Origin of the sequence: Streptomyces sp. NPDC093598, assembly GCF_044764825.1 — a bacterium.
In the GTDB taxonomy this organism is placed as follows: Bacteria; Actinomycetota; Actinomycetes; order Streptomycetales; family Streptomycetaceae; genus Streptomyces.
Map to the genome: position 1 here is coordinate 137740 of NZ_JBIWIV010000014.1, position 24567 is coordinate 162306.

General features: G+C 69.6%; 28 protein-coding genes, 1 tRNA gene and 1 riboswitch. Of the genes, 19 read left to right on the forward strand and 10 right to left on the reverse strand.

Annotated elements, in window-relative coordinates:
- Positions 1-9: 9 nt before the first annotated feature.
- On the reverse strand, positions 10-1356 hold the full coding sequence (locus ACIRDU_RS30690; protein WP_403585423.1) for a nicotinate phosphoribosyltransferase: 1347 nt from the start codon (positions 1354-1356) through the stop codon (positions 10-12).
- Positions 1357-1463: 107 nt separating this feature from the next.
- Between ACIRDU_RS30690 and clpS the strand changes: the two genes are divergently transcribed.
- The 7 genes from clpS (at position 1464) to ACIRDU_RS30725 (ending at position 6371) form a co-directional block, all read left to right on the forward strand.
- A complete protein-coding gene (gene clpS, locus ACIRDU_RS30695) occupies positions 1464-1781 on the forward strand; it encodes an ATP-dependent Clp protease adapter ClpS (RefSeq protein WP_031102986.1) in 318 nt (105 codons plus the stop codon).
- Positions 1782-1813: 32 nt separating this feature from the next.
- Positions 1814-2422: a DUF2017 domain-containing protein gene (locus tag ACIRDU_RS30700; protein WP_403585426.1), complete on the forward strand. Its 609-nt coding sequence runs from the start codon at positions 1814-1816 to the stop codon at positions 2420-2422.
- A 364-nt stretch (positions 2423-2786) separates the two neighbouring features.
- A complete protein-coding gene (locus tag ACIRDU_RS30705; RefSeq protein WP_403585428.1) occupies positions 2787-4214 on the forward strand; it encodes an amino acid permease in 1428 nt (475 codons plus the stop codon).
- 134 nt (positions 4215-4348) lie between these two features.
- On the forward strand, positions 4349-4771 hold the full coding sequence (locus ACIRDU_RS30710) for a Mov34/MPN/PAD-1 family protein (RefSeq protein WP_403585431.1): 423 nt from the start codon (positions 4349-4351) through the stop codon (positions 4769-4771).
- A 98-nt stretch (positions 4772-4869) separates the two neighbouring features.
- A complete protein-coding gene (locus ACIRDU_RS30715; protein ID WP_316754057.1) occupies positions 4870-4965 on the forward strand; it encodes a putative leader peptide in 96 nt (31 codons plus the stop codon).
- 116 nt (positions 4966-5081) lie between these two features.
- Positions 5082-5414: a MoaD/ThiS family protein gene (locus tag ACIRDU_RS30720; protein WP_403585433.1), complete on the forward strand. Its 333-nt coding sequence runs from the start codon at positions 5082-5084 to the stop codon at positions 5412-5414.
- A gap of 6 nt (positions 5415-5420) precedes the next feature.
- Positions 5421-6371 (forward strand): PLP-dependent cysteine synthase family protein, encoded by a 951-nt coding sequence (locus tag ACIRDU_RS30725; protein ID WP_403585436.1) that lies wholly within the window; start codon positions 5421-5423, stop codon positions 6369-6371.
- A 62-nt stretch (positions 6372-6433) separates the two neighbouring features.
- Here ACIRDU_RS30725 and ACIRDU_RS30730 read toward each other — a convergent pair whose 3' ends face one another.
- The gene (locus ACIRDU_RS30730; RefSeq protein WP_403585438.1) at positions 6434-6880 is read right to left on the reverse strand and encodes a type II toxin-antitoxin system PemK/MazF family toxin; all 447 of its coding nucleotides are present in this window, start codon (positions 6878-6880) and stop codon (positions 6434-6436) included.
- 213 nt (positions 6881-7093) lie between these two features.
- Between ACIRDU_RS30730 and ACIRDU_RS30735 the strand changes: the two genes are divergently transcribed.
- Positions 7094-7846 (forward strand): MBL fold metallo-hydrolase, encoded by a 753-nt coding sequence (locus ACIRDU_RS30735; protein ID WP_403585440.1) that lies wholly within the window; start codon positions 7094-7096, stop codon positions 7844-7846.
- Positions 7847-7910: 64 nt separating this feature from the next.
- Here ACIRDU_RS30735 and ACIRDU_RS30740 read toward each other — a convergent pair whose 3' ends face one another.
- Together ACIRDU_RS30740 and ACIRDU_RS30745 are read right to left on the reverse strand one after the other, a co-directional pair.
- Positions 7911-9173: a PTS transporter subunit EIIC gene (locus ACIRDU_RS30740; RefSeq protein WP_403585442.1), complete on the reverse strand. Its 1263-nt coding sequence runs from the start codon at positions 9171-9173 to the stop codon at positions 7911-7913.
- Positions 9174-9349: 176 nt separating this feature from the next.
- Positions 9350-10663, reverse strand: a complete 1314-nt coding sequence (locus tag ACIRDU_RS30745) for a PTS transporter subunit EIIC (protein ID WP_403585445.1) — start codon at positions 10661-10663, stop codon at positions 9350-9352.
- Positions 10664-10852: 189 nt separating this feature from the next.
- On the opposite strand from ACIRDU_RS30745, the gene ACIRDU_RS30750 reads away from it, so the two are divergent.
- From ACIRDU_RS30750 to rdgB, 4 genes are all read left to right on the forward strand, one after another.
- Positions 10853-11086 (forward strand): glucose PTS transporter subunit EIIB, encoded by a 234-nt coding sequence (locus ACIRDU_RS30750; RefSeq protein WP_086602225.1) that lies wholly within the window; start codon positions 10853-10855, stop codon positions 11084-11086.
- 107 nt (positions 11087-11193) lie between these two features.
- Complete coding sequence (rph, locus tag ACIRDU_RS30755; protein WP_403585447.1) at positions 11194-11931, forward strand: ribonuclease PH; 738 nt, start codon at positions 11194-11196, stop codon at positions 11929-11931.
- 144 nt (positions 11932-12075) lie between these two features.
- The gene (locus ACIRDU_RS30760; RefSeq protein ID WP_403585450.1) at positions 12076-12474 is read left to right on the forward strand and encodes a hypothetical protein; all 399 of its coding nucleotides are present in this window, start codon (positions 12076-12078) and stop codon (positions 12472-12474) included.
- A 94-nt stretch (positions 12475-12568) separates the two neighbouring features.
- Complete coding sequence (gene rdgB / locus ACIRDU_RS30765; protein ID WP_403585452.1) at positions 12569-13171, forward strand: RdgB/HAM1 family non-canonical purine NTP pyrophosphatase; 603 nt, start codon at positions 12569-12571, stop codon at positions 13169-13171.
- 44 nt (positions 13172-13215) lie between these two features.
- Here rdgB and ACIRDU_RS30770 read toward each other — a convergent pair.
- From ACIRDU_RS30770 to bcp, 4 genes are all read right to left on the reverse strand, one after another.
- A tRNA-Leu gene (locus tag ACIRDU_RS30770) sits at positions 13216-13290 on the reverse strand.
- A gap of 7 nt (positions 13291-13297) precedes the next feature.
- Positions 13298-14158: an HNH endonuclease signature motif containing protein gene (locus tag ACIRDU_RS30775; RefSeq protein ID WP_403585455.1), complete on the reverse strand. Its 861-nt coding sequence runs from the start codon at positions 14156-14158 to the stop codon at positions 13298-13300.
- Positions 14155-14778: an HNH endonuclease gene (locus ACIRDU_RS30780; protein WP_403585457.1), complete on the reverse strand. Its 624-nt coding sequence runs from the start codon at positions 14776-14778 to the stop codon at positions 14155-14157. The genes ACIRDU_RS30775 and ACIRDU_RS30780 overlap by 4 nt, the downstream gene beginning before the upstream one ends.
- Positions 14779-14929: 151 nt before the next feature.
- A complete protein-coding gene (gene bcp / locus ACIRDU_RS30785; protein WP_403585459.1) occupies positions 14930-15397 on the reverse strand; it encodes a thioredoxin-dependent thiol peroxidase in 468 nt (155 codons plus the stop codon).
- Between the two features lie 95 nt (positions 15398-15492).
- On the opposite strand from bcp, the gene ACIRDU_RS30790 reads away from it, so the two are divergent.
- From ACIRDU_RS30790 to ACIRDU_RS30800, 3 genes are all read left to right on the forward strand, one after another.
- Positions 15493-15822 (forward strand): DUF3618 domain-containing protein, encoded by a 330-nt coding sequence (locus ACIRDU_RS30790; protein WP_403585461.1) that lies wholly within the window; start codon positions 15493-15495, stop codon positions 15820-15822.
- 44 nt (positions 15823-15866) lie between these two features.
- Positions 15867-16223: a co-chaperone GroES gene (locus ACIRDU_RS30795; protein ID WP_031140106.1), complete on the forward strand. Its 357-nt coding sequence runs from the start codon at positions 15867-15869 to the stop codon at positions 16221-16223.
- A gap of 67 nt (positions 16224-16290) precedes the next feature.
- Positions 16291-16358, forward strand: a riboswitch (guanidine-III (ykkC-III) riboswitch).
- 34 nt (positions 16359-16392) lie between these two features.
- The gene (locus ACIRDU_RS30800; protein WP_031140108.1) at positions 16393-16713 is read left to right on the forward strand and encodes a multidrug efflux SMR transporter; all 321 of its coding nucleotides are present in this window, start codon (positions 16393-16395) and stop codon (positions 16711-16713) included.
- 12 nt (positions 16714-16725) lie between these two features.
- Here the strand turns inward: ACIRDU_RS30800 and ACIRDU_RS30805 are convergent, their stop codons facing one another.
- Positions 16726-19128 (reverse strand): transglycosylase domain-containing protein, encoded by a 2403-nt coding sequence (locus ACIRDU_RS30805; protein ID WP_403585465.1) that lies wholly within the window; start codon positions 19126-19128, stop codon positions 16726-16728.
- A 477-nt stretch (positions 19129-19605) separates the two neighbouring features.
- On the opposite strand from ACIRDU_RS30805, the gene ACIRDU_RS30810 reads away from it, so the two are divergent.
- From ACIRDU_RS30810 to ACIRDU_RS30825, 4 genes are read left to right on the forward strand one after another with little or no spacing between them, the layout of a single operon-like run.
- A complete protein-coding gene (locus ACIRDU_RS30810; protein ID WP_403585565.1) occupies positions 19606-20406 on the forward strand; it encodes an ABC transporter permease in 801 nt (266 codons plus the stop codon).
- Positions 20399-21220, forward strand: a complete 822-nt coding sequence (locus ACIRDU_RS30815) for an ABC transporter permease (protein ID WP_403585467.1) — start codon at positions 20399-20401, stop codon at positions 21218-21220. The genes ACIRDU_RS30810 and ACIRDU_RS30815 overlap by 8 nt, the downstream gene beginning before the upstream one ends.
- A gap of 1 nt (position 21221) precedes the next feature.
- Positions 21222-22229: an ATP-binding cassette domain-containing protein gene (locus ACIRDU_RS30820; protein ID WP_403585469.1), complete on the forward strand. Its 1008-nt coding sequence runs from the start codon at positions 21222-21224 to the stop codon at positions 22227-22229.
- A 33-nt stretch (positions 22230-22262) separates the two neighbouring features.
- The gene (locus ACIRDU_RS30825; RefSeq protein ID WP_403585472.1) at positions 22263-22985 is read left to right on the forward strand and encodes a DUF1707 domain-containing protein; all 723 of its coding nucleotides are present in this window, start codon (positions 22263-22265) and stop codon (positions 22983-22985) included.
- A 134-nt stretch (positions 22986-23119) separates the two neighbouring features.
- Here ACIRDU_RS30825 and ACIRDU_RS30830 read toward each other — a convergent pair whose 3' ends face one another.
- A complete protein-coding gene (locus ACIRDU_RS30830) occupies positions 23120-24454 on the reverse strand; it encodes an SGNH/GDSL hydrolase family protein (protein ID WP_403585474.1) in 1335 nt (444 codons plus the stop codon).
- Between the last annotated feature and the right edge of the window lie 113 nt (positions 24455-24567).

A 24567-nucleotide genomic window follows, 5' to 3' on the forward strand; every position in this document is an offset into this window, starting at 1 on the left:
ACACCGCAATTAGCTACCCGGGGTCTCGTGCAGGTACTCCGTGGGCAGGACGGGCTCCCCGCGCGAGAGCTGCGTGGCCGACATCGGGAGACCCGCGCGCGCCCTCGTGTGCCGCTCGCGCGCCGCGTCCAGCGGCTCGCGCGCCACCACCTGGCCGCCCTTGACCAGCTCCACCAGCAGTTGCCGGTCCGCGAGCTCGCCCGGTACCGGGCCGGTGCCGATCACCTCGGCCTCGGCGACCCCGTAGGCGTCCAGCCGCCGCGCGGCCCACTTGCGTCCGCCGAGCGACGTCTTGCCGCCGCTGGACTTCTTCGCCACCGGCACCAGCGGTGCCTTCGGGTCGGTGGACTCGGCCCGCGCGACCAGCTTGTAGACCATCGAGGAGGTGGGGTGGCCCGAGCCGGTCACCAGCTGCGTACCGACGCCGTAGGCGTCCACCGGCGCGGCGGCCAGCGAGGCGATCGCGTACTCGTCCAGGTCCGAGGTCACCACGATCTTCGTGTCGGTGGCGCCCAGCTCGTCGAGCTGCTGCCGCACCCGGTGCGCGACCAGCAGCAGGTCGCCGGAGTCGATCCGCACCGCGCCCAGCTCGATCCCGGCGACCTCGACGGCCGTGCGGACCGCCTCGGCGACGTCGTAGGTGTCCACGAGCAGCGTGGTGCCCCGGCCCAGCGTGTTCACCTGGGCCTGGAAGGCGTCCCGCTCGCTGTCGTGCAGCAGGGTGAAGGCGTGCGCGGAGGTACCGACGGTGGGAATGCCGTAGCGGAAGCCGGCCGCCAGGTCGGAGGTGGTCGCGAAGCCGCCGACGTACGCGGCCCGGGAGGCCGCCACCGCCGCGAGCTCGTGCGTGCGCCGGGCGCCCATCTCGATCAGCGGCCGGTCACCCGCGGCCGCCGACATGCGCGAGGCGGCCGCGGCGATCGCCGAGTCGTGGTTGAGGATCGACAGGATCACGGTCTCCAGCAGCACGCACTCCGCGAAGGTGCCCTCGACGCGCATGATCGGGGAGCCCGGGAAGTACACCTCGCCCTCGGGGTAGCCCCAGATGTCCCCACTGAAGCGGTAGCCGGACAGCCACTCCAGCGTCTCCTCGTCGACGATCCCCCGCTCGCGCAGGAAGGTGAGGACACCCGCGTCGAACCGGAAGTTCTCCACCGCGTCCAAAACCCGCCCGGTGCCCCCCACGACGCCGTAGCGCCGCCCGTCCGGCAGCCGCCGGGTGAAGACCTCGAACACGCTCCGCCGCTCGGCCGTGCCCGACGTGAGGGCGGCCCGCAACATGGTCAGCTCGTACTGGTCCGTGAAGAGCGCCGTGGACGGCACGTCCACCGGCAGCCCAAGGTCCGCTGTGTTCATGGCGAGGATCGTACCCCCATTTCGTCAATCTGACGATTGCGGGCTGCGGACACGCGATCGCCTTACGGCCAGGCCCGTTTGTGCGACTACCCCCCTCGGGTGGCAGCATGGGCAGTGTGACGTCACCCGCGCCCCTGGAGATCGAACGCACCGAGTCGGCGGAGGAGGTCTTCGCCGTACCCGAGCCGGACGTCCCGTGGGTCACCATCGTCCACAACGACCCGGTCAACCTCATGAGCTATGTGACGTACGTCTTCCAGTCGTACTTCGGCTACTCCAAGGACAAGGCCACCAAGCTCATGCTCGACGTCCACCACAAGGGCCGGGCGGTCGTCTCCAGCGGCAGCCGCGAGGAGATGGAACGCGACGTGCAGGCCATGCACGGCTACGGCCTGTGGGCCACCCTCCAGCAGGACCGTAAGTAGCCAGCTCTCCGCCCAGCAGCGAAAAGGCGTTCATGCCCGGAACCTTCGAACCGCTTCCCGGCGGCGGTGCGGCCGTCGCCCTCGACGACGTCGAGATCTCCATCATCCGGTCGCTGGCCGTCCAGCTCCTGGAACTCATCGGGCCCGGCCCCGCCGAGGACGCCCCCGACGACCCGCTCGCCGAGCTGTTCGCCGACGGCCCGAGCGAGCCGCCCAGCGACCCGGTGCTGAGGCGGCTCTTCCCGGACGCCTACAGCGACCCCGAGCAGCCCGCCTCGCCCCGGGACGCCGAGGAGCAGCGGGCGTACTCCGCGGAGTTCCGCCGTTACACCGAGAACGACCTGCGGGCCGGCAAGCGGGACAACGCGCTCGCGATCATCCGCTCCCTCGACGCGCTCGCCTCGGCCTCGGCCGGCGAGGGCAGTGCGGTGCTGAAGCTGTCGCCGGCGGAGTCGCAGCAGTGGCTGGGCGCCCTGAACGACCTTCGGCTCGCGATCGGCTCGCGGCTGGAGATCACCGACGACGAGGACACCGACCTCCTCTACCGCCTGCCGGACGACGACCCGCGCAAGCCGATGGTGATGGCCTACCTCTGGCTGGGTGGACTCCAGGAGACGCTGGTCGGAACGCTTATGCCCTGATCAGTGCAGGTTTTGTGGCCGGCGGGTGACCGATCGGTGTTCGCTCAGAGGACACTCAAATCCGGATAACGATCGCGTCACCGCACCCGCCTTCTATGGCCTCTTCGGGTGCGCTTTGTCCGCTTTTCCCTGTGCGGTGTGCCACATTCAACCTCTGTGATCAGTATTGCGGCCGTGATAAATCTTCACGACCGCCCGGCAGAACACCACCCGAATGTTCGGCCGGGTGCGCCACCGAGCCGGCAACCGCCGGCCAGGCACGAGCGGGCTGCGGGCCTGCTCAGCTCCATCATTCCGGGGGGATCGAAACCCGATCCGAGGCCGACGAGAGGCCCGGGTCGGCATGGAGAAAGGCGCACCACACATGACCTCAGCGCAGGTCGACACGGAGAAAGCACCTGAAGAGGGCTACGAGCGCGGACTCGGCAGCCGTCAGGTCCAGATGATCGCGATCGGCGGCGCCATCGGCGTCGGCCTGTTCATGGGTGCCGGAGCGAACATCGCCAAGGCCGGACCCAGCATCATCCTCATGTACGCCCTCGCGGGCGTCGTCATCTTCTTCATCATGCGGGCGCTGGGCGAACTGCTCCTCTACCGGCCCGTCTCCGGCTCCTTCGCCGAGTACGCCCGCGAATTCCTCGGCCCGTTCTTCGGGTTCGTCACGGGCTGGACGTACTGGCTCATGTGGGTGGTCACCGGCATGGCCGAACTCACGGCCGCCGCGATCTACATCCACTTCTGGTTCCCCGAGATCCCGCAGTGGGTCAGCGCCCTGGTGTTCCTGGTGGTGCTCTTCGGCGTCAACCTGATCTCCGTCAAGATCTTCGGCGAGGTCGAGTTCTGGTTCTCGATGATCAAGGTCACGGCCATCATCGGCATGATCGTCATCGGCCTCGGCGTGCTCACCCTCGGCTTCTCCGACGCCGGTGACACCGCCACCGTCTCCAACCTCTGGGCGCACGACGGCTTCTTCCCGAACGGCATCGGCTCCAGCCTGATGACCCTCCAGGGCGTCATGTTCGCCTACCTCGCCGTCGAGCTCGTCGGCGTCACCGCGGGCGAGTCCGAGAACCCCGAGAAGACCCTGCCCAAGGCCATCAACACCCTGCCCTGGCGCATCATCGTCTTCTACGTCGGCGCGCTGCTGGTGATCCTCTCCGTCGTCAAGTGGACCGAGTTCTCCGCCGGCGAGAGCCCCTTCGTCCACGCCTTCGGCAAGATCGGCATCCCGCTCGCCGCGGGCATCGTGAACTTCGTGGTGCTCACCGCGGCCCTGTCCTCCTGCAACTCGGGCATGTACTCCACCGGCCGGATGCTGCGCGACCTGGCCTCCAACAGCGAGGCGCCGCAGGCGTTCGGCAAGCTCAACGCCCGCAAGACGCCCGCCGTCGGCATCACGGTCTCCGTCGCCCTCATGGGCATCGGCGTCGTCCTGAACTACGTCGTCCCGGAGAAGGCGTTCCTCTACGTCACCTCCGTCGCCACCGCGGCCGGCATCTGGACCTGGATGATGATCCTCGTCAGCCACATCCGCTACCGCTCCGCGGTCGACGCGGGCCGGCTGCGCGCCTCGTCCTTCCCCGCTCCCGGCGGTGCGCTCTTCAGCTGGGTCGCGCTGATCTTCCTCATCGGCGTGACCTGCATGATCGCCTACGACAAGGACGCGCGGGTCTGCCTGTACGTCGCGGCGGGCTGGGCCGTCGCCCTCGGCGTCGGCTGGGCGGTGCTCAAGCGCCGCAACCCGCAGCTCACCGAGCGCCGCGGCGACGCGGAGTTCGAGAAGGTCGGCTGACCACCCCCGCGGGACGCCCAGCCGCAGGGAGTACTCGTGGCACTCCCAGCGGCTGCCGCTCAGGGCGTCCGGCATATGGGCCGTTCCGTACCAACCCTCGGTACGGAACGGCCCTTCTGCTTATCCTGACGAGCATGCTGACCATCACCCAGGCCCTCGTCGACCAGATCGTCGCCCACGCGCGCAAGGACCACCCCGACGAGGCGTGCGGCGTCGTCGCCGGCCCGGCGGGCTCGGACCGCCCCGAGCGCTTCATCCCCATGCTGAACGCGGCCATGTCGCCCACGTTCTACGAGTTCGACTCCGGCGACCTGCTCAAGCTCTACCGCGAGATGGACGACCGCGACGAGGAGCCGGTGGTCATCTACCACTCCCACACCGCCACCGAGGCCTACCCCTCGCGCACCGACATCTCCTACGCCAACGAGCCCGGCGCGCACTACGTCCTGGTCTCCACCGCCGACACCGACGGGGCCGGTGAGTTCCAGTTCCGCTCCTTCCGCATCGTCGAGGGCCAGGTCACGGAGGAGGAGGTCCAGGTCGTCGAGGCCTACTGAGGACGCCTGAACAGCGCGGTCTCACTCCCCGGCCCGAAAACGTCCGCGATGTGGGACCACATTCCAGAACCCGGACCGGGAATCGATACGATGAACCCATGGTTCTCCACGACGTGAGCGACAAGACGCCGGGCATGCTGCTCGTGGCGCGGCTGCACGTCGACCTGTGCAGGCTCGCCAGCGCCATCTGTTGACGCCGGTCCCTGCCGCCGTACGGCCGTGAGCCGCGGCGCTGCACACACGCACCACCCCGCTGTTCCTGCGCTGCCGCGCGCCCCGACTGACTACTCCCGACAGGAGCCCTGAAGCCATGGCCATCGAGGTCCGCATCCCGACCATCCTCCGCACCTACACCGACGGTCAGAAGGCAGTGGAGGGCAAGGGAGACACCCTCGCCGAACTCTTCACCGACCTCGAGACCCGGCACCCCGGCATCCAGGCCCGCATCGTGGACGACGGCCAGCTGCGACGCTTCGTCAACGTGTACCTGAACGACGAGGACGTCCGCTTCCTCGACGGCATCGACACCAAGCTGTCGGACGGCGACAACGTCACGATCCTGCCGGCCGTGGCAGGAGGTTCTGCCGCGGCGAAGCCGCGTCCGGCTGGGGTGGCGGTCGGGCGGCGGGCGGGAATGGTCTGATCACCGATGCGCTACGACTCCCCCCTGGCCGCGGTCGGCAACACCCCCCTGGTGCGCCTGCCGCGGCTGTCGCCGTCCGCCGACGTCCGCATCTGGGCGAAGCTGGAGGACCGCAACCCGACGGGGTCGGTCAAGGACCGTCCGGCCCTGCACATGATCGAGCAGGCGGAGAAGGACGGCCGCCTGACCCCGGGCTGCACCATCCTCGAGCCGACGTCGGGCAACACCGGCATCTCGCTGGCCATGGCGGCGAAGCTCAAGGGCTACCGCATCGTGTGCGTGATGCCGGAGAACACCTCGCAGGAACGCCGGGACCTGCTGGGCATGTGGGGCGCGGAGATCATCTCCTCCCCGGCGGCGGGCGGCTCCAACACCGCCGTGCGCGTCGCCAAGGAGCTCTCGGCCGAGCACCCGGACTGGGTGATGCTCTACCAGTACGGCAACCCGGACAACGCGGGCGCCCACTACGCCACGACCGGCCCCGAGATCCTCGCGGACCTGCCGTCGATCACGCACTTCGTGGCCGGCCTCGGCACCACCGGCACCCTCATGGGCGTGGGCCGCTTCCTGCGCGAGCACAAGCCGGACGTCCAGATCGTCGCGGCCGAACCGCGCTACGACGACCTCGTCTACGGCCTGCGCAACCTCGACGAGGGCTTCGTCCCCGAGCTGTACGACGCGTCCGTCCTGACCACGCGCTTCTCGGTCGGCTCGGCGGACGCGGTCACCCGCACCCGTGAGCTGCTCCAGCAGGAGGGCATCTTCGCCGGTGTCTCCACGGGCGCCGCGCTGCACGCCGCGATCGGCGTCGGCAGGAAGGCCGTCAAGGCCGGAAAGGCGGCCGACATCGTCTTCGTCGTCGCCGACGGCGGCTGGAAGTACCTCTCGACGGGCGTCTACACGGCGGCCACGACGGAGGAGGCCATCGACACGCTCCAGGGCCAGCTCTGGGCGTAGCCGACGGCTGACTCACAGGCACCAAGGGGCTGGAGTCCACGACTCCAGCCCTTTTCCGCTGCTCAGCCCGCCAGGTATCGCACCTGGTCCCACAACGCCGGATCCACCACGCCGACCCGCTGCCGGAAGCCCCACACCGGGACCTCCCGCAGCTCGTCCGTCTCCAGGAAGCTCGCGCGGCCCTGGGCGTCGCCGACCGAGCCCGGCGGCAGCGGGATCACCCCGGCGCGTTCGTCGCGGAACCGGGTGGTGATCTTCGCGACCATCGCCCGCTCCCCGCGCACCGCCAGCACCAGGCAGGGCCGGTCCTTCGTACGGGCCTCTTCCTCATAGGGCACGTCCGCCCACCAGATCTCCGCCGGCTGCGGCCGGCCCTCCGGCGCGAGGACCGGTGCCACCGTCCGGCCCCGGGCCGACGGCCGCCGCCCCCGGCCCCAGCCGTCGACGAGCGTGGCGATGAGCGCGAGCAGCACCACCGCGGCGAGCGCCAGCCACCAGGACGTGTCCATACTGAGACGTTACCGGCGCCGCCCCTGCCACGCGCCCCCCTCACAGGGATCACCCCCCGGCCCTGCCAGCCGAACCGGTGACACCACAGGTGAGTTCGCCCACAACAGGCCTTGGCGGAGGAGCTACCGGAGGTTTTGCGCCTTACGCTCGACGGACCGCACGACCCCCGACGCCCCTCTCAGACTTATCCCGCCAGCGGAGGTTTCTGCTTCATGAAGCTCACCGTCGTCGGCTGCTCGGGGTCGTTCCCGTCCGCGGAATCGGCCTGCTCGAGCTACCTCGTCGAGGCCGACGGCTTCCGGCTGCTTCTCGACCTGGGCAACGGTGCCCTGGGCGAGCTGCAGCGCCACTGCGGTCTCTACGACCTCGACGCGATCTTCCTCAGCCATCTGCACGCCGACCACTGCATCGACATGTGCGCGTACTTCGTCGCGCGCTACTACCGCCACGACGGCGGCCGCTGCGATCCACTCCCCGTCTTCGGCCCCGAAGGCACGGAACACCGGCTGACCACCGCCTACGCGGACACCCCCTCCGCCTCCTCCATGAGCGAGGTCTTCGACTTCCACACGGTCAAGCCGTCCACGTTCGAGCTCGGCCCCTTCACGGTGCACACCGAGCGGGTGGCCCACCCCGTGGAGGCGTACGGCATCCGCATCGAGCACGGCGGCCGGACGCTGACGTACTCCGGCGACACCGGCGTGAGCCCCGCACTGGACGAACTCGCCCGGGACGCCGACCTGTTCCTGTGCGAGGCGGCGTTCACGCACGGCAAGGAGAACATCCCCGACCTGCACCTCAACGGCCGCGAGGCGGGTGAGACGGCGGCCCGGGCCGGTGCCCGCCGCCTGGTCCTCACCCACATCCCGCCGTGGACGGACCCGCAGGTCAACCTCGCCGACGCCCGCGAGGTGTACGACGGTCCGGTGGACCTCGCCGCGCCCCGGCAGACGTACGAGATCTGAGGGCCCGGCACACGGTAGGCCCCGGAACCCGCTCGGGTTCCGGGGCCTACCGCGTGGCGCGGGGCTACTTGGCCTCGGCCTTCTGGAGCTCGGCGAGTTCCTCGTCGGACTCCCGGCCCGGCGTCGGCAGGTTGAACTTGGTGATCGCGAAGCGGAACACCACGTAGTAGACCGCCGCGAAGCACAATCCGACCAGCGCCAGACCCCACGGGTTGGTCGCGATACCGAGGTTCAGAGCGAAGTCGATCGCACCGGCCGAGAAGCCGAAGCCGTCCTTCATCCCCAGAGCCCAGGTCAGCGCCATCGAGACACCGGTGAGCACGGCGTGGATCGCGTACAGGACCGGCGCGATGAACATGAAGGTGAACTCGATCGGCTCGGTGACGCCCGTGACGAACGAGGTCAGCGCGAGCGACAGCATCATGCCGCCGACGACCTTGCGGCGCTCGGGCCGGGCGCAGTGCACGATCGCGAGGCAGGCGGCCGGCAGCGCGAACATCATGATCGGGAAGAAGCCGGTCATGAACTGCCCGGCGGTCGGGTCGCCGGCGAGGAAGCGGGCGATGTCACCGTTCTTGCCCTCGTACTCGCCGGCCTGGAGCCACGGGAAGGAGTTCAGCAGGTGGTGCATGCCGACCGGGATCAGCGCGCGGTTGGCGAGACCGAAGATGCCCGCGCCCACCGCACCGGAACCGACCAGCCACTCACCGAGGTTGTGCAGGCCCGCGCCGAGGACCGGCCAGATGTATCCGAAGACGATGCCGATGATCAGACCCGCGAAGGCCGACAGGATCGGGACCAGCCGGCGGCCGCCGAAGAAGCCGGCCCAGTCCGGCAGCTTGGTGCGGTAGAAGCGCTGGTAGAGCAGGGCGACGACGATGCCCATGACCACGCCGCCGAGGACACCGGCGTTGACCGCCTTCTCCACCATGACGACCTTGCCGTCGACGGCGGTCGGCACCTTCGGCTGGTTCGGGTCGGTGAAGGTGGCGAGCACCCGCTGGAAGACCAGGTAGCCGGTGACGGCGGCGAGCGCCGTGGAGCCGTCCGACTTCTTGGCGAAGCCGATCGCGATGCCCACGGCGAACAGCAGCGCCATGTTGTCGAGGATCGCGTTGCCGCCCGCGGCCATGAAACTGGCGATCTTCGTCAGGAAGGCGGGGAACTCCGGGCGGCCCAGCATGTCGTCGTTGCCGAGCCGGACCAGCAGGGCGGCGGCGGGCAGGACGGCGACGGGCAACATCAGGCTGCGGCCGATGCGCTGCATGACGGCCATCACGGCCGAGCCCTTGCTCGGGCTCGCGGGCGCGGCTGTGTCTGTGGACATGAACTTCCTCCAGGGGGCACGGCGCCGCCCAGGAAGCATGCGAAGGGGGACGGCGGCGTCTCAAAGAAAGGGGAACGCGGTCATCGCCGCGCGACCTCCACCAGTGAGTGGTGTAGACCAGTTGTAGCACGGTAGGCCGAACGAGTGGAACCCGCCAATTCCGCCCGCTGCGGGGATCACGCCTTGGCACTGTCCTCGACGTCCTCCTCGGGCTCCCGCCCCGGAGTCGCCAGCCCGAACTTCGTGATCGCGAACCGGAAGATCACGTAATAGACGAGCGCGAAACCCAGCCCGATCGGAACGATCAGCCATGGCCTGGTCGCCAGATTCCAGTTGATGACGTAGTCGATCAGCCCCGCCGAGAAGCTGAACCCGTCGTGCACCCCCAGCCCCCACGTCACCGCCATCGACACCCCCGTCAGCAGCGCGTGCACCACGTACAGAGCCGGCGCCACGAACAGGAACGAGTACTCGATCGGCTCGGTGATGCCCGTGACGAACGACGTCAGAGCCACCGACAGCATCAGGCCCCCGACCTCCTTGCGCCGGTCCGGCCGCGCGCAATGCGTGATCGCCAGGGCCGCCGCCGGCAGCGCGAACATCATGATCGGGAAGAACCCCGAGGTGAACTGGCCGGCATCCGGATCCCCCGCCAGGAACATGTTGATGTCACCGTGCACCACCGTCCCGTCCGGCTTCGTGTACGAACCGAACTGGAACCAGATGGGCACGTTCAGGAACTGATGCAGCCCCACCACCAGCAACGCCCGGTTCGCCACCCCGAACACACCAGCGCCCCACGCGTCCAGACCGTCCATCCAGTCGCTGAAACTCTCCAGCGCGTCACCGATCGGCGGCCACACCCACAGACACAACGCCGCGAACACGATCGCCACGAACGCCATGATGATCGGCACCAGCCGCCGTCCGTTGAAGAACCCCAGCCAGTCCACCAGCCGCGTGCGATGAAAACGCGCCCAGAAGAACGCCGTCAGCAACCCCATCACGATCCCGCCGAACACCCCCGGATTCTGGAACGTGAACGCCGTCACCGTCCGGTCCCCGTCGGTCACCTGGCACCCGACGTTCGGCACCGCCACCGACCCCTCCGGGCACCCCTCCGGAAACTGCCGCAGCACCGTGAAGTAGACGAGGAACCCGGCCACCGCCGCCAGCGCCGTCGAACCGTCCGCCTTCTTCGCCATCCCGATCGCAACGCCAACGCAGAACAGCAGCGGCAACCCCAGCGAACCGTCCAGCAGCGCCCCGCCCGCCCCCACCATCACCTTCGAGACGTTCGTCCAGCCCAGCCCGTCGTCCCCGAACACATCCGGCTGCCCCAGCCGGTTGAGGATCCCCGCCGCCGGCAGCACCGCGATCGGCAACTGGAGACTGCGGCCCATCTTCTGCAATCCCTGGAACAGCCGGTTCCAGCGAGCGCGGGCCGGACTGACGGCCGGCGCGGCGCCGGCGGGGCTGTCGGCACTCATCCCGGTCCCCTTCGTCGAGACACTTTCGGCGAGAGACTTTTGTCGAGAAGCGGGCTCGTGGTGTAGACCAGTCGTTCGACGGTCGCACGAACGTGACGCCATCATTCGGCACACCCGACATGGCCGCTCGCGAAGATGGGCCAACTGTGGGTTACTGCGACAAAGCGGTTCGGATCAGGGAGAACGAACATGGCCACCAAGGCTGAGAAGATCGTTGCCGGGCTCGGCGGCATCGACAACATCGAAGAGGTCGAAGGCTGCATCACCCGCCTCCGCACCGAGGTCGTGGACCCCGCCAAGGTCGACGAGACCGCCCTGAAGGCCGCCGGCGCCCACGGCGTCGTCAAGATGGGCACCGCGATCCAGGTCGTCATCGGCACCGACGCCGACCCCATCGCAGCGGAGATCGAAGACATGATGTGAAGGGCGGGGATCGTCCCGGGCTTCACTCCCTGACACCCCAGCTCACCACCGGGGCCCCTCCCACCGCGGGAGGGGCCCCTCCCGCACGTACGGATAGGCTCAGCCGCATGTCTCGAATCGACGGCCGCACCCCCCAGCAGCTCCGCCCCATCACCATCGAGCGCGGCTGGAGCAAGCACGCCGAAGGCTCCGTCCTCGTCTCCTTCGGCGACACCAAGGTCTTCTGCACCGCCTCCGTCACCGAAGGCGTCCCGCGCTGGCGCAAGGGCAGCGGCGAAGGCTGGGTCACCGCCGAATACTCCATGCTGCCCCGCTCCACCAACACCCGCGGCGACCGCGAGTCCGTCAAGGGCCGCATCGGCGGCCGCACCCACGAGATCAGCCGCCTCATCGGCCGCTCCCTGCGCGCCGTCATCGACTACAAGGCCCTCGGCGAGAACACCATCGTCCTCGACTGCGACGTCCTCCAGGCCGACGGCGGCACCCGCACCGCCGCCATCACCGGCGCCTACGTGGCACTGGCCGACGCCGTCGCCTGGGCCCAGGGCAGGAAGCTCATCAAGGCCGGCCGCAAGCCCCTCACCGGCACCGTCTCCGCCGTCTCCGTCGGCATCGTCGGAGGCGTCCCCCTCCTCGACCTCTGCTACGAGGAAGACGTCAAGGCCGACACCGACATGAACGTCGTCTGCACCGGCGACGGCCGCTTCGTCGAGGTCCAGGGCACCGCCGAAGCCGAACCCTTCGCCCGCGACGAACTGAACGCCCTCCTCGACCTCGCCGTCGCCGGCTGCGACGAACTCGCCGCCCACCAGCGCGCCGCGCTTGATACGGTCCTCGGAAAGTAAAGGGCACACCAAGAAGGGCGCTCGGTGCGGGCAACCGCGCCGAGCACACTCGCGTCTGAAGGAGTACGGGCGCACGGCTCATCCCTGTGCGCCCGGCCAGCCACGCGGGCCCGACCGGCCCCACCGAACGAGAGGGACCGCTCCATGGCCGCGAGCCGCCGACGCCGCACCGCAGCCGTCGCCGCCACCCTGGCGGCCGTCGCGCTGACCGCCGGACTCACCACCGGCTGCGCCGCCGTCGACAAGGCGCTCGACTGCGTCCAGACCGCCGACGCCATCGCCGACAGCGTCACAGAACTCCAGCAGGCGGTCGACAGCGCGGCGAACGACCCGACGCAAATCGACGAGTCCCTCGACTCCATCGACAAGAACCTCGGCGACATCGGCGACAAGACCGACAACGCGGACGTCGGCAAGGCCGTCGACGACCTCAACAAGGCCGTCGACAACGTCCGTACCTCGATCAAGAACGGCGACGAGACACCCGACATCAGCCCGGTCACGGACGCGGCGGGCGAACTGACGAAGGTGTGTACGCCGTAACGCCGTTGCCGGTGGCCCGTGCGCGGGTGCGTCGTGGTCGCTCGCGCAGTTCCCCGCGCCCCTGACGGGGCGCTGGGGCAATACTGTTGTGGCCATGACCCGCCTGATCCTCGCCACCCGCAACGCCGGAAAGATCACCGAACTCCGAGCGATCCTCGCCGAAGCCGGGCTGCCCCACGAACTCGTCGGCGCCGACGCCTACCCGGACATCCCCGACGTCAAGGAAACGGGCGTCACCTTCGCCGAGAACGCCCTCCTCAAGGCCCATGCCCTGGCCCGGGCGACAGGCCTCCCCGCGGTCGCCGACGACTCCGGCCTCTGCGTCGACGTCCTCAACGGAGCCCCCGGCATCTTCTCCGCCCGCTGGTCCGGCCGCCACGGCGACGACAAGGCGAACCTGGACCTCCTCCTCGCCCAGCTCTCCGACATCGCCGCCGAACACCGCGGAGCCCACTTCGCCTGCGCGGCGGCGCTCGCCCTGCCCGACGGCACGGAGCGGGTGGTCGAGGGACGGTTGCGGGGGGTGCTGCGCCACGAGCCCGCCGGCACGGGCGGCTTCGGCTACGACCCGATCCTCCAGCCTGAGGGCGAGAAGCGGACCTGCGCGGAACTGAGCCCCCAGGAGAAGAACGCGATCAGCCACCGGGGGGAGGCGTTCCGGGCATTGGTGCCGGTGGTTCGGGAGCTGTTGGGCTGACACATGCAGAAGGGCGCCCACTGAAGTGGTGCGCCCTTCCAGGATGGGCCCGGTGGGACTCGAACCCACGACACACCGGACCTAAACCGGCGCCCTCTTGCCAGCTGGGGTACGGACCCGTCGCGGTTACTGTACTGGGCCGGGAGCGGTGTCGGCGCGGAGAGGTCGGGAGTGGGTCTGCGTTTGACTGTGGCACGAGGGGCAGAGGTACCGCAGGTTCTCGATCCGGTCGTCCAGCCGATCGCCGTCGATGTGGTCGATCTCCAGCACGAGTCTCCTGCCCTGCCAGTTCTCCCCGGTGCCGCACTCGCGGCACACGCGGGGCACACCGAGGTCGTCGAGTGCCCGCCTGAGGAGAGCCGTCTGCGCGCGTGGAGAACCAGGAGGGCGTCTCACCAGGATCTGGGCCGCGGACCTGCGACGCGGTGAGGACGTGCCCCGGAGATGGCCTTGCCCGGTGAAGTGACCGGTCGACAGGCCGTAGAACTCGATACTGCGTTTGACCTTCGCCCGCCCGGAGCCACCAAGAGTGGAGAGACCTAACAGGCGCAGCACGCCGGACAAGCTGTGCGACGCGGCGACGGCTCGTGTGATGTCTTCACGAGGAAAGAGGGCCCCTGAGCGGTTGCTGCGCCCTCCGGTGAAGTGCGAGGTGTCGATGCCGAACGCATCCAGCTTCTTTCTGATGTAGCCGTACGGGCTGTCGCGTGGAGTAAGCCCCATGTACTGCACCATCTCTCTGATGCTGTTCGACTGAGCGGCGGCTTCTCGCAGGAGGTGCTCCGGATAGCTGCGTCGTTCGCGCTTGGGCAGTGGCTCCTGGCGGAAGTGCGAGACATCGATGCCGTAGTGCCGCAGCCGCTTCTCGAGATAGCAGCTGGGGCCACTTCCCATCGGAGCCTGCAGTCTGCGCATCAGGTCGACCAAGCTGGTGGCTTCTGCTGCAGTACGGGTCAGCAGCTCTCGTGTGTACCTGGGCGTGCTCACGCGGCCGTCCTCCGCCTGCGCCCTCGGTATGTGTCCGTGACCGCGTGGCAGTTGGGGCAGAGCAACTGGAGGTTTGCCGGACGGTTGTCCCACCAGTCGCCATTGATGTGGTCGACCTCCAGCCGGAGGGGCTTGTCGTTCCATCTCGGTCCGGTGCCGCACATGGCGCACCTCTCCGGAACTCCGATGCGGAGCAGATGCGGAAGCAGTCGACTACCCGGGATCCTGCCGGCCTGCGGTGTCCCGAGGCTCAGTAGATCGCCGCGGGAGCGTTTTGACCTTGGCGGTGCTGTCAGGAAGTGGGATGTGTCGATGCCCAGCGTCCCGATGCGACGGCTGATATGCGCGTGGTTGCCGCCCACCGGATTGACCCCCAGACGGCGAAGCACCTCCTTGACGCTGGACGACACCGCCACGACCTCTCGAAGTGCCGCTTCCGTGTGGCGTGCCCACCGCGCTGGGAAGCGTGAGACATCCAGGTCGGCATCGGCCATCTTCTGACGCAGATAGCGTCTGCTGCCGGGTGTGGGTGTACCTCCGCACCAACGGACGGCGTCATCCCAGTCCGTTGTCATCCGCGCCGCTTCTTCGAGCAACTCGCGGGTATACCTGGCCCCCATCGTTACCTCCGTCCCCGACCACCCGTTCGTGATCTCGCACGGAGTAACGAACCGTTTATCGGACAGTCACGCTCGAAATGCGGGCGAAATGCGGAGCGGCTCGTACCGGACCTCTCCGGTACGAGCCGCTCTCGAGACGATCAGCGGGGTCTCAGACCCCCAGGTCCTTGATGATCTTGGCGACATGGCCCGTCGCCTTGACGTTGTACAGGGCGCGTTCGACCTTGCCCTCCTCGTCCACGATGATCGTGGAGCGGATGACGCCGACGACCGTCTTGCCGTAGAGCTTCTTCTCGCCGAAGGCGCCGTAGGACTCCAGGACCTGCTTGTCCGGGTCGGCCAGCAGGGTGACCTCGAGGGACTCCTTGTCGCGGAACTTGGCCAGCTTCTCCGGCTTGTCGGGGGAGATGCCGATGACGTCGTAGCCCGCGCCCGCCAGCAGCTCCAGGTTGTCCGTGAAGTCGCAGGCCTGCTTGGTGCAGCCGGGGGTGAGGGCGGCCGGGTAGAAGTACACGATGACCTTGCGGCCCTTGTGGTCCGACAGGGACACCTCGGTGCCGTCGGCGTCGGGCAGGGTGAAGGCGGGGGCCACGTCCCCCGGCTGGAGTCGCTCGCTCATCGCACCAGCCTAACCGGGGGTCGGGACAGTGCTATGAGCCGTGGAGCTGACAGACTGTCCGGCACAGGCTTCACACCGACTTCGGAGGCGACACGGTGGCGGACACGGCGGACACCAGGACCCCGGCGCAGATCGAGGCGGACATCAGGCGCCGCCGCGCGACCCTGGCCGAGACCCTCGACGAGATCGGGGTGCGGGTGCACCCTAAGACGATCGTCGGGGATGCCAAGGCCAAGGTCGCGTCCAATATCGATCACACGCTCGGGCGGGCTTACGTGGGGGTCAACCGGGCCGTCACCGATGTGCGGGCCCGGTTCGTGGACGAGGACGGCGCGCCCCGGCTGGAGCGGGTCGTGCCCGTCGCGCTCGTCGTGGTGGGCGTGGTCGGGCTGCTCGCGGTCGGCGCGCGGCGGCGCAAGGGCTGACCCGACTGCGTACGTTTGCGGGGAAGACAGGTAGGTTTCAGGGCGTGAGCGCCAAGAGGAACGAGCACAGTACCCATCCGGACAAGCTGCCCATCCGGATGCTGCACGACCGCGTACTCGTGCGGCAGGACACCAGCGAGGGCGAGCGGCGTTCCGGCGGCGGCATTCTGATCCCCGCCACGGCGGCGGTCGGCCGGCGGCTGGCCTGGGCCGAGGTCGTCGCGGTGGGGCAGAACGTGCGGACCGTGGAGGCGGGCGACCGGGTTCTGTTCGACCCCGAGGACCGGGCCGAGGTGGAGGTGCGGGGGATCGCGTACGTGCTGATGCGCGAGCGTGATCTGCACGCCGTGGCCGCGGACCGGTTCGAGGGGGCCGAGGACTCGACGGGCCTGTACCTGTAGGACCGGCGGCAGCAGAGCGGAAAGGGGCCGGTGACCCCTGTCACCGGCCCCTTCGGCATGTCGTCCGGCGCTGCTACGTTGGAGAGACCCCCGACGAGACGCGCCGTACCGGGATCAAGGCAAAGACGACGCACCGACACCGTCAGCCCGTTTCCCGGAGGTGCCCGTCATGGCCTGGGTTCTGCTCGTCGTCGCCGGTCTGCTCGAGGTGGGGTGGTCCGTCGGCATGAAGTACACCGACGGCTTCACGCGCCCGCTGCCCAGTGTGCTCACGGGCGCGGGCATCGTCGCGAGCATGCTGCTGCTGTCGCAGGCCGCCAAGACCCTGCCCATCGGTACCGCCTACGGCGTGTGGGTGGGGATCGGTGCGGCCGGGGCGGCGGTGTTCGGCATGGCGGTGCTGGGGGAGCCTGCGACCGCCGCCCGGATCTTCTTCGTGTGCCTGCTGCTGGTCGCCGTGGTGGGGCTGAAGGCGACCAGCGGTCACTGAGCCGTCGTCGTGCTACTCGCGGCGGGCGCCCTGCGGGACCACGCCCCAGCCGGGGCCGGTCGGGCCGCCCGTCGCGCCGCCGCCGCTCGCGTCGCCGCCACCGCCCGTCGTCGTACCGCCGTCGGTCGTTCCGCCGTCGGTGGCGGTGCCGCCGTCGGTCGTGCCGCCGTCCGCGGTGCCGCCGCCGGTGGGGGACTGGCCGCCGGTGCCGCCGTCGGTGGTGCCGCCGTCGGTCTGGCCCTCGGTCTGCCCCTCGGGGGCGCTGGGGGTCTGGCCGGGCGTCTGGGTGCCGGTGTCCTCGCCTCCGGTGGTCGTGCCGCCGTCGGTGGTGGCCCCGGGGGTGGGGTCGGCCGGGGCGTCGCTGCTGGGGGCCTGCGAGACGTTCGCGCCGGGCTGGAGCCTGAGGTCGAACTCCTTGGCGGGCTTGCCCTCGAGGGCGTCCTGGGTGAACTGCGTCCAGATCTCGGCGGGCGCGCCGCCGCCGTTGATGCGCTGCAGGCCCATGGCGCCGTACAGCGACTTGTGGGCGGCGGTGACGGGGTCCTGGCCCATGACGGAGACGACGGTGGCGAGGTCGGGGGTGTAGCCCGCGAACCAGGCCGCCGTGTCCTCCTCGGCGGTGCCGGTCTTGCCGGCGACGGGGCGGCCCGCGGCCTGGGCGGCGGAGGCCGTGCCGTTCTGGACGACGCTCTGCAGCATGGAGGTGGTGGTGTCGGCGGCCTCGCGGCTCACGGCCTGCCGGGTGCGCCGCTCGGGCAGCTCGATGGGCGTGCCCTCCTTGGTGACCTTCTCGACCATCGTGTAGGTGCCGTGCCGGCCGTGGTTGGCGAGCGTGGCGTAGGCCTCCGCCATGTCGAGGACGCTGGCGGTGGCGGTGCCGAGCGCGATGGCGGGGCCGTCGGCGAGGTCGGGGGTGGTCTCGGGGATGCCCAGGTCGATGGCGGTCTGCTTGACCTTCGCGGGTCCGACGTCGGCGGCCATCTGCGCGTACACCGAGTTCACGGAGCTGTCGGTGGCCTCGGTGACGGTGATGTCGCCGTAGGAGTGCTGGTCCTCGTTCTCGGGGGCGTAGGGGTCGCCGGTCCAGCCCTGGACGGGGCGCTTGTTGGTGCCGTCGTAGATGGTGTTCGGGGTGATGACGCGGCCGTCCTGGGTCTCGGAGTGGTTCTCGACGGCCGAGGTGAACACGAACGGCTTGAAGGTGGAGCCGACCTGGAAGTCCCTGCGGGTGGCGTTCGGGGTGTACTGCTTGACGTAGTCGACGCCGTTGTACATGGCCACGACCTTGCCGGTCTTGGGGTCGACGGAGGCGCCGCCCGCGCGGACGTAGGTGTCGACCTTGTTGTTCTTCTTGTCGAGCTTGGACATCAGCTTGTCGTTGACGGCCTTCACGAACGCGTCCTGCTTGCCCTTCTGCAGGGTGGTCGTGATGCGGTAGCCGCCGGCGTCGAGCTTGCTCTCTTCGACGATCTTGTTCTGGACCAGGTAGTCCTTGACGATCCGGACGATGTAGCCGCGCTGCCCGGACATGCCGGTGGAGAGGGTGGACTCCTTCGGCATGGGGAACTTCATGCCGGCGCGCTGCGACTCGTTGAGCCAGCCCTTCTTGACCATGCCGTCCAGGACGTAGTTCCAGCGCGACTCGGCGGCCCTGCGGTTCTCGGGGTGGGCGACGACGTCGTACTGGCTGGGGGCGTTGACGAGCGCGGCGAGGTAGGCGGCGCGGGCCGGGTCGAGGTCCTTGGCGTCCATGCCGTAGTAGGCCTGGGCGGCGGCCTGGATGCCGTAGGCGTTGCGGCCGAAGTAGCTGGTGTTGAGGTAGCCCTCGAGGATGTGGTCCTTGCTGACCTCGCGGTCCAGCTTGATGGCGATGAAGAACTCCTTGGCCTTGCGCGTGACGGTCTGGTCCTGGCGCAGGTAGTAGTTCTTCACGTACTGCTGGGTGATCGTGGAGCCGGACTGCTTGCCCTTGCCGAGGGCGGTGTTCCAGGCGGCGCGGACCATGGCCTTGGGGTCGACGGCGGACTCGGTGTAGAAGTCGCGGTCCTCTGCGGCCAGGATCGCGTGCTGGGCGTCCTTGGAGATCTGCGGGAGGGTGACGTTCTCCCGGTTGACCTCGCCGTCGCGGGCGATCACGGAGCCGTCCGCGTAGAGGTAGACGTTGGCCTGCTTGGTGGCGAGCGCGTTGGCCGGGGGGATCTTCACGAGGGAGTAGCCCAGGAAGAAGCCGCCGACCAGCAGCAGGACGACGATGACGAAGCCGCCGAGCGTCATGCGCCAGGTCGGGATCATCCGGCGCCAGCCGGTCCGCTTCGGTTTCCCGGCCGCCTTGGGCGTGCCGGGGCCGCCGTCCGGCTGCGGCTGACTCGATGCCCAGCCCGGATTCGGCTGCTGCGGCTGAGGCTCGTCACTCATGTCGTGCACGGACTCCTGTTTCGCGTCGTACGTCGTTCCCGTACGTCTCTGCTCGCTCTTGCGCCCCGGTGATGAAGACTGTCCCATCCGTTGATCAGTTCCCTGATCGAGGGCCGGGCTGTGAGCCGTGTGGTGAGGCGGGCCGCGCACGGTGAGCGCGCGGGTGGACACAGGGTGAACCGCGCTCTTCCGCACGCCTGCCCGAATCGCGATCTCGCCTTGCGACATGCGCCCGGAGGGTGACACGACCGTGGATCGCGACAGCTCGTACGTTCCGCCCGGCCGGCACCGCCGCCACGTTGCTCGCCCTGGCCACGGGCGCCTCGGCCCACGCGGACGCAACGGATCGTACCGTCTGGGCCGGTGCGCACTCGCCCCGCGCCACCTGAGCCGCTCACCGAAATTGCGTGGCATGCCCGTTCGCCGGGCCACTAGGCTCCTGCGCTTCGGTGCCGGGCGGCGAGGAGGGCGGTGGATGTGGGCTCGGGACGGTTGTACGCGGCCGTCGCGGCGGGCGGTTTCCGGCGGTACGCGACGTATCGGGCGGCCACGGTGGCCGGGGTGTTCACCAACACGGTCTTCGGCGTCATCCTCGTCTACACGTATCTGGCCCTGTGGGACGAGAAGCCGCATCTCGGGGGGTACGACCAGGCGCAGGCCGTGACCTATGTCTGGCTGGGGCAGTGCCTGTACGCGACGCTGGCGATCCAGGGCGGGGGCGCCGAGAAGGATCTGATGGAGCGCATCCGCACCGGTGAGATCGCCGTCGACCTGTACCGGCCGGCGGATCTGCAGTTGTGGTGGCTGGCGGGGGACGTGGGGCGGGCGCTGTTCCAGATGCTGGGGCGGGGGGTGGTCCCGTTCGTGTTCGGCGCGGTCTTCTTCCCGATGGCGCTGCCGACGGCGGTCACCCCGTGGGCGGCTTTCGTGGTCACGCTGCTGCTGGCGACGGTCGTGAGCTTCGCGATCCGCTACCTGGCGGCCCTGAGCGTGTTCTGGCTGATGGACGGCATGGGTGTCAGTCAGGTCCTGATGGTCACGGGGGTCTTCTTCTCGGGCATGGTGCTGCCGCTGAACGCCTTCCCGGGCGCGCTCGGGGAGATCGTGCGGGTGCTGCCGTGGGCGGCGCAGATCCAGATGCCGGCGGACGTGCTGATGGGGGAGACGAGCCCGCTCAGGGCGTTCGCCTTCCAGGCGGCGTGGGCGGTGGCGCTGCTGGCGGCGGGCAGGCTGGTGCAGTCGGCCGCGACGCGGCGGGTGGTGGTGCAGGGTGGGTGAGCGCGGTGCCCTGGCGGAGGGGCTGCGGGCCTACCGGCTGATCGCCGGGATGTGGGTGCGGTCCAGCATGACGTACCGCACCTCCTTCGTCGTCACGGTGCTGGGGAACCTGACGGTGACCGGCCTGGACTTCGTCGGGATCCTGCTGATGTTCTCGCAGGTCGACTCGCTGGGCGGCTGGTCGCTGCCGGAGGTCGCCCTCCTGTACGGGCTGTCGGTGACGTCGTTCGGGATCGCCGATCTGGCGCTCGGCTCGATGGACGTCCTGGGCGCCCGGATGCGCGACGGCTCGTTCGACACGCTGCTGGTGCGTCCGGCGCCGGTGCTCGCCCAGGTCGGGGCCGACCGGTTCGCGTTGCGCCGGCTGGGCCGGATCACCCAGGGCGCGGTGGTGCTGGGCTGGGCGCTGGTGTCGGTGGACGTCGACTGGAGCGCGGCCAAGGTGCTGCTGGTGCCGGTGATGGTGATCAGCGGCGCGGCGATCTTCTCGGCGGTGTTCGTGGCGGGCGCGGCCTTCCAGATCTACGCGCAGGACGCCGCGGAGGTGCAGAACGCCTTCACCTACGGCGGGACGACGCTGTTGCAGTATCCGCCGACGGTGTTCGGCAAGGACCTGGTGCGGGGCGTGACCTTCATGGTGCCGCTGGCCTTCGTCAACTGGGTGCCCGCCGCCCATGTGCTGGGGCGGCCGTACCCGATCGGGCTGCCGGGGTGGACGGCGTTCGCCTCGCCGCTGGTGGCGGTGGTCTGCTGTGTGCTGGCGGGGATGGCGTGGCGGACGGGCCTTCGTTCGTACCGGAGTACAGGGAGCTGAGTTGACCGGGTCGGAAAGCGGGTTCTCGGAGCGCGGGTTCTCGGACAGCGGGTTCATCGAACTCGACGGTGTGGAGAAGGTCTTCGAGGTGCGCAAGAAGACCGGCTTCCTGAAGCGGGAGCGGCGGCAGGTGCGGGCCGTCGACTCGATCGCCTTCCGGGTGGAGCGTGGCGAGATGGTCGGCTACATCGGGCCGAACGGCGCCGGCAAGTCCACCACGATCAAGATGCTGACCGGCATCCTCACGCCCAGCGCGGGCCGGCTCCGGGTGGCCGGGATCAACCCCTCCGAGGAGCGGACGCGCCTCGCGCACCGCATCGGCGTGGTCTTCGGGCAGCGGACGACGCTGTGGTGGGACCTGCCGCTGCTCGACTCCTACCGGCTGATGCACCGCATGTACCGGATCCCGGACGCCCGTTACCGGGAGAACCTCGACCGCCTGGTCGAACTCCTCGACCTCGGCGACCTGCTGGACGTGCCGGTGCGGCAACTCTCCCTCGGCCAGCGGATGCGCGGCGACGTGGCGGCGGCGCTGCTGCACGACCCGGAGGTGCTGTACCTCGACGAGCCGACCATCGGGCTGGACGTCGTGTCCAAGTCCAAGGTGCGGGAGTTCCTGCGGGAGTTGAACACCGAGCGTGGCACCACGGTGCTGCTGACCACGCACGACCTCCAGGACATCGAGCAGTTGTGCAAGCGGGTGATGGTCATCGACCACGGGCGTCTGATGTACGACGGTCCGCTCGCCGGGCTGCACGAGGCGGGGGAGAGCGAGCGGACCCTGGTGGTGGACCTGGAGCGGGAACTGCCGCCGATCGAGGCGCCGGCGCCCGCGCGGGTCGTCCGTGTGGACGGGCCGCGGCAGTGGCTGGCGTTCCCGGCGGGGGAGTCGGCGGCTCCGCTCGTGGCGCGGATCGCGGCCGAATACCCGCTGGTGGACCTGTCGGTGCGGGAGCCGGACATCGAGGCGGTGATCGCCAAGATGTACGCGGAGCGTGCGACCGCATAGTGCCAGGGACGGGTAACTCGTAATCTGCTGTGTATGACCGACGACGCAGTCCCGGACCTCCGCGCCTCCGACGCCGACCGTGAACGGGTCGCCGGCATCCTGCGGGACGCCCTCGCGGAGGGACGTCTCGACATGGAGGAGTTCGAGGAGCGGCTGGACGCGACGTACAGGGCGCGGACGTACGGGGAACTGGCGCCCGTCACCCGGGACCTGCCGGCCGAGGGCGTCACCGCGCCGTCGGTGTCCCTGACGAAGGGTCCCGCCGCCGGCCCGGACTGGTCCGGGCGGATCGTCGGCGGCGAGGGGACCTCCACGTGGGGCGTCGCCGTGATGTCCGGCTTCCAGCGCAAGGGGTGCTGGACGATGCCCCGGCGGTTCACCTGCCTGGCCTTCTGGGGCGGCGGGGAGATCGATCTGCGCGAGGCGAACTTCGCGGACCGCGAGGTCGAGATCAACGCGATCGCGATCATGGGCGGGGTGGATGTGATCGTGCCGCCCGGGGTCGAGGTCGTGGTCCGCGGCATCGGCATCATGGGCGGCTTCGACCACCGCGAGGAGGGCGTGCCGGGGGAGCCGGGCGCGCCGCGGGTCGTCGTCACGGGTTTCGCGTTCTGGGGTGGCGTCGGGGTCCAGCGGAAGCTGACCCGGGCGGAGAAGCTGCGGATCCGGGAGGAGCGCCGCCAGGAGAAGCTGGAGCGCAGGGCGGGGCGGAGGGAACTGGACGAGCCGCGTCGGGACTCGCACTGGGAGCACTGAGCACTGAGCACTGAGCACTGACCACTGACCACTGAGCACTGACCACTGAGCCCCGGCAGCCGTGTGCCCGCCGCCTGCGGACAGGCGACGGGCACGGGAAGGTACTGGACGGGACGGGACGGGACGGGACGGGACTACAGCTCCGCCGGCGCCGACCCCTTCAGCGTCTCCAGGTCGAAGGACTCCGCCATCCGGGCGTACCCCTTGTCGCTGGGGTGCAGATGGTCCCCCGAGTCGTAGTCGGCCCGCAGCCGCCGCGGGTCGTACGGGTCGCGCAGCGCCTGGTCGAAGTCGGCCACGGCGTCGTACACCCGCCCGGCGCGGATCTCCGCGTTGATCGTCTGGCGTACCGCCTCACGCGCGTCGGTGTACCCCCGGTGCCCGTAGAACGGCATCAGCGTCGCCCCGACCACCTTCACTCCTCGCGCGTGCGCCTGCCCCACCAGCGTGCGCAGCCCGTCGAGGATCGCGTTCGGGTCGGCGAGGCGCGGGTTGCGCAGGATGTCGTTGACGCCGAGGTCGATGACGACGACCTTGACGTTCGTCCGCTCCAGCACGTCCCGCTGGAAGCGGTTGAGCCCGCTGGGGTTGTCCGCGGGGCGGCCCAGTCCGTCGGTGAGGACCCGGTTGCCGCTGATGCCCTGGTTGACGACGCTGTAGCGGGGCAGGTCCCGCCCGGCCGCGATCTCCGCGCGCAGCCGGTCGGAGAGCACGTCGGTCCACCGGTTGTTGGCGCCCGACGTGGAGGTGATGCCGTCCGTCAGCGAGTCGCCGAGGGCCACGATCGTGCCGTCGGACTCGTTGCTCAGCACGTCCAGCGCGGTCAGGTAGCGCCAGTAGACGCTCTGCTCGGTGTACGGCGTGCCCGTCGCGTCCTGCGCGTGGTCGCCCTGGGCGACGTAGGAGGTCTGCCGGGCGTGCGGGTGGTACGTCACCGGGCCGGAGCTGGTCGGCGTGTACGTGGTGATCAGGACGTCGGAGTCGTGGGGGATGACGACCCGCACCGCGTCGCTCATCACCTGCCGGCCGGGCGGGATGACGACCGTGGGCCCGCCGCCGAAGGTCAGCTGCCGCATGGTGTCCGTGAGTGCCGCCGCCGTACCGCTGCCCGCGGAGACGGCGATCGTCGCCCGGGTGATGTTCAGCGGCGACTGGCCGTAGAGATTGGACAGCGTCACGCGGGCACTCGTACCGCCGACGCTGGTGTGGACGACGTTGCGCACCGACCGGTTCGCCATGCCCGTCGTCTCGGTGCCGGGCTCGGCGGCGGCCGGGGACGTGGACCACGTGCCGACCCAGGTGCCGGTGGAGGCCGGGGCGGCCGAGTTGTGCGGGACGCGGCCGTCGCCGAGGGCGTTCCGGTCGCGTGTGCCGTCGTCGGACGCCACTCCGACGTATAGGGCGGTGGAAAGGGCCATGATCGCTGCGACGACCACGCCCAAGAGGGCGTAACCACGTCCTCGGGTCATGCTGTGTTGTTCTCCTCGGGCGATGGGAGCCCAAGGCTCCGATCTGATGTGCCCATGATGCGTCATGGACCGGGGGAAGCTCACAGGACCCCGTGGCAATACCCCCTCCCGAC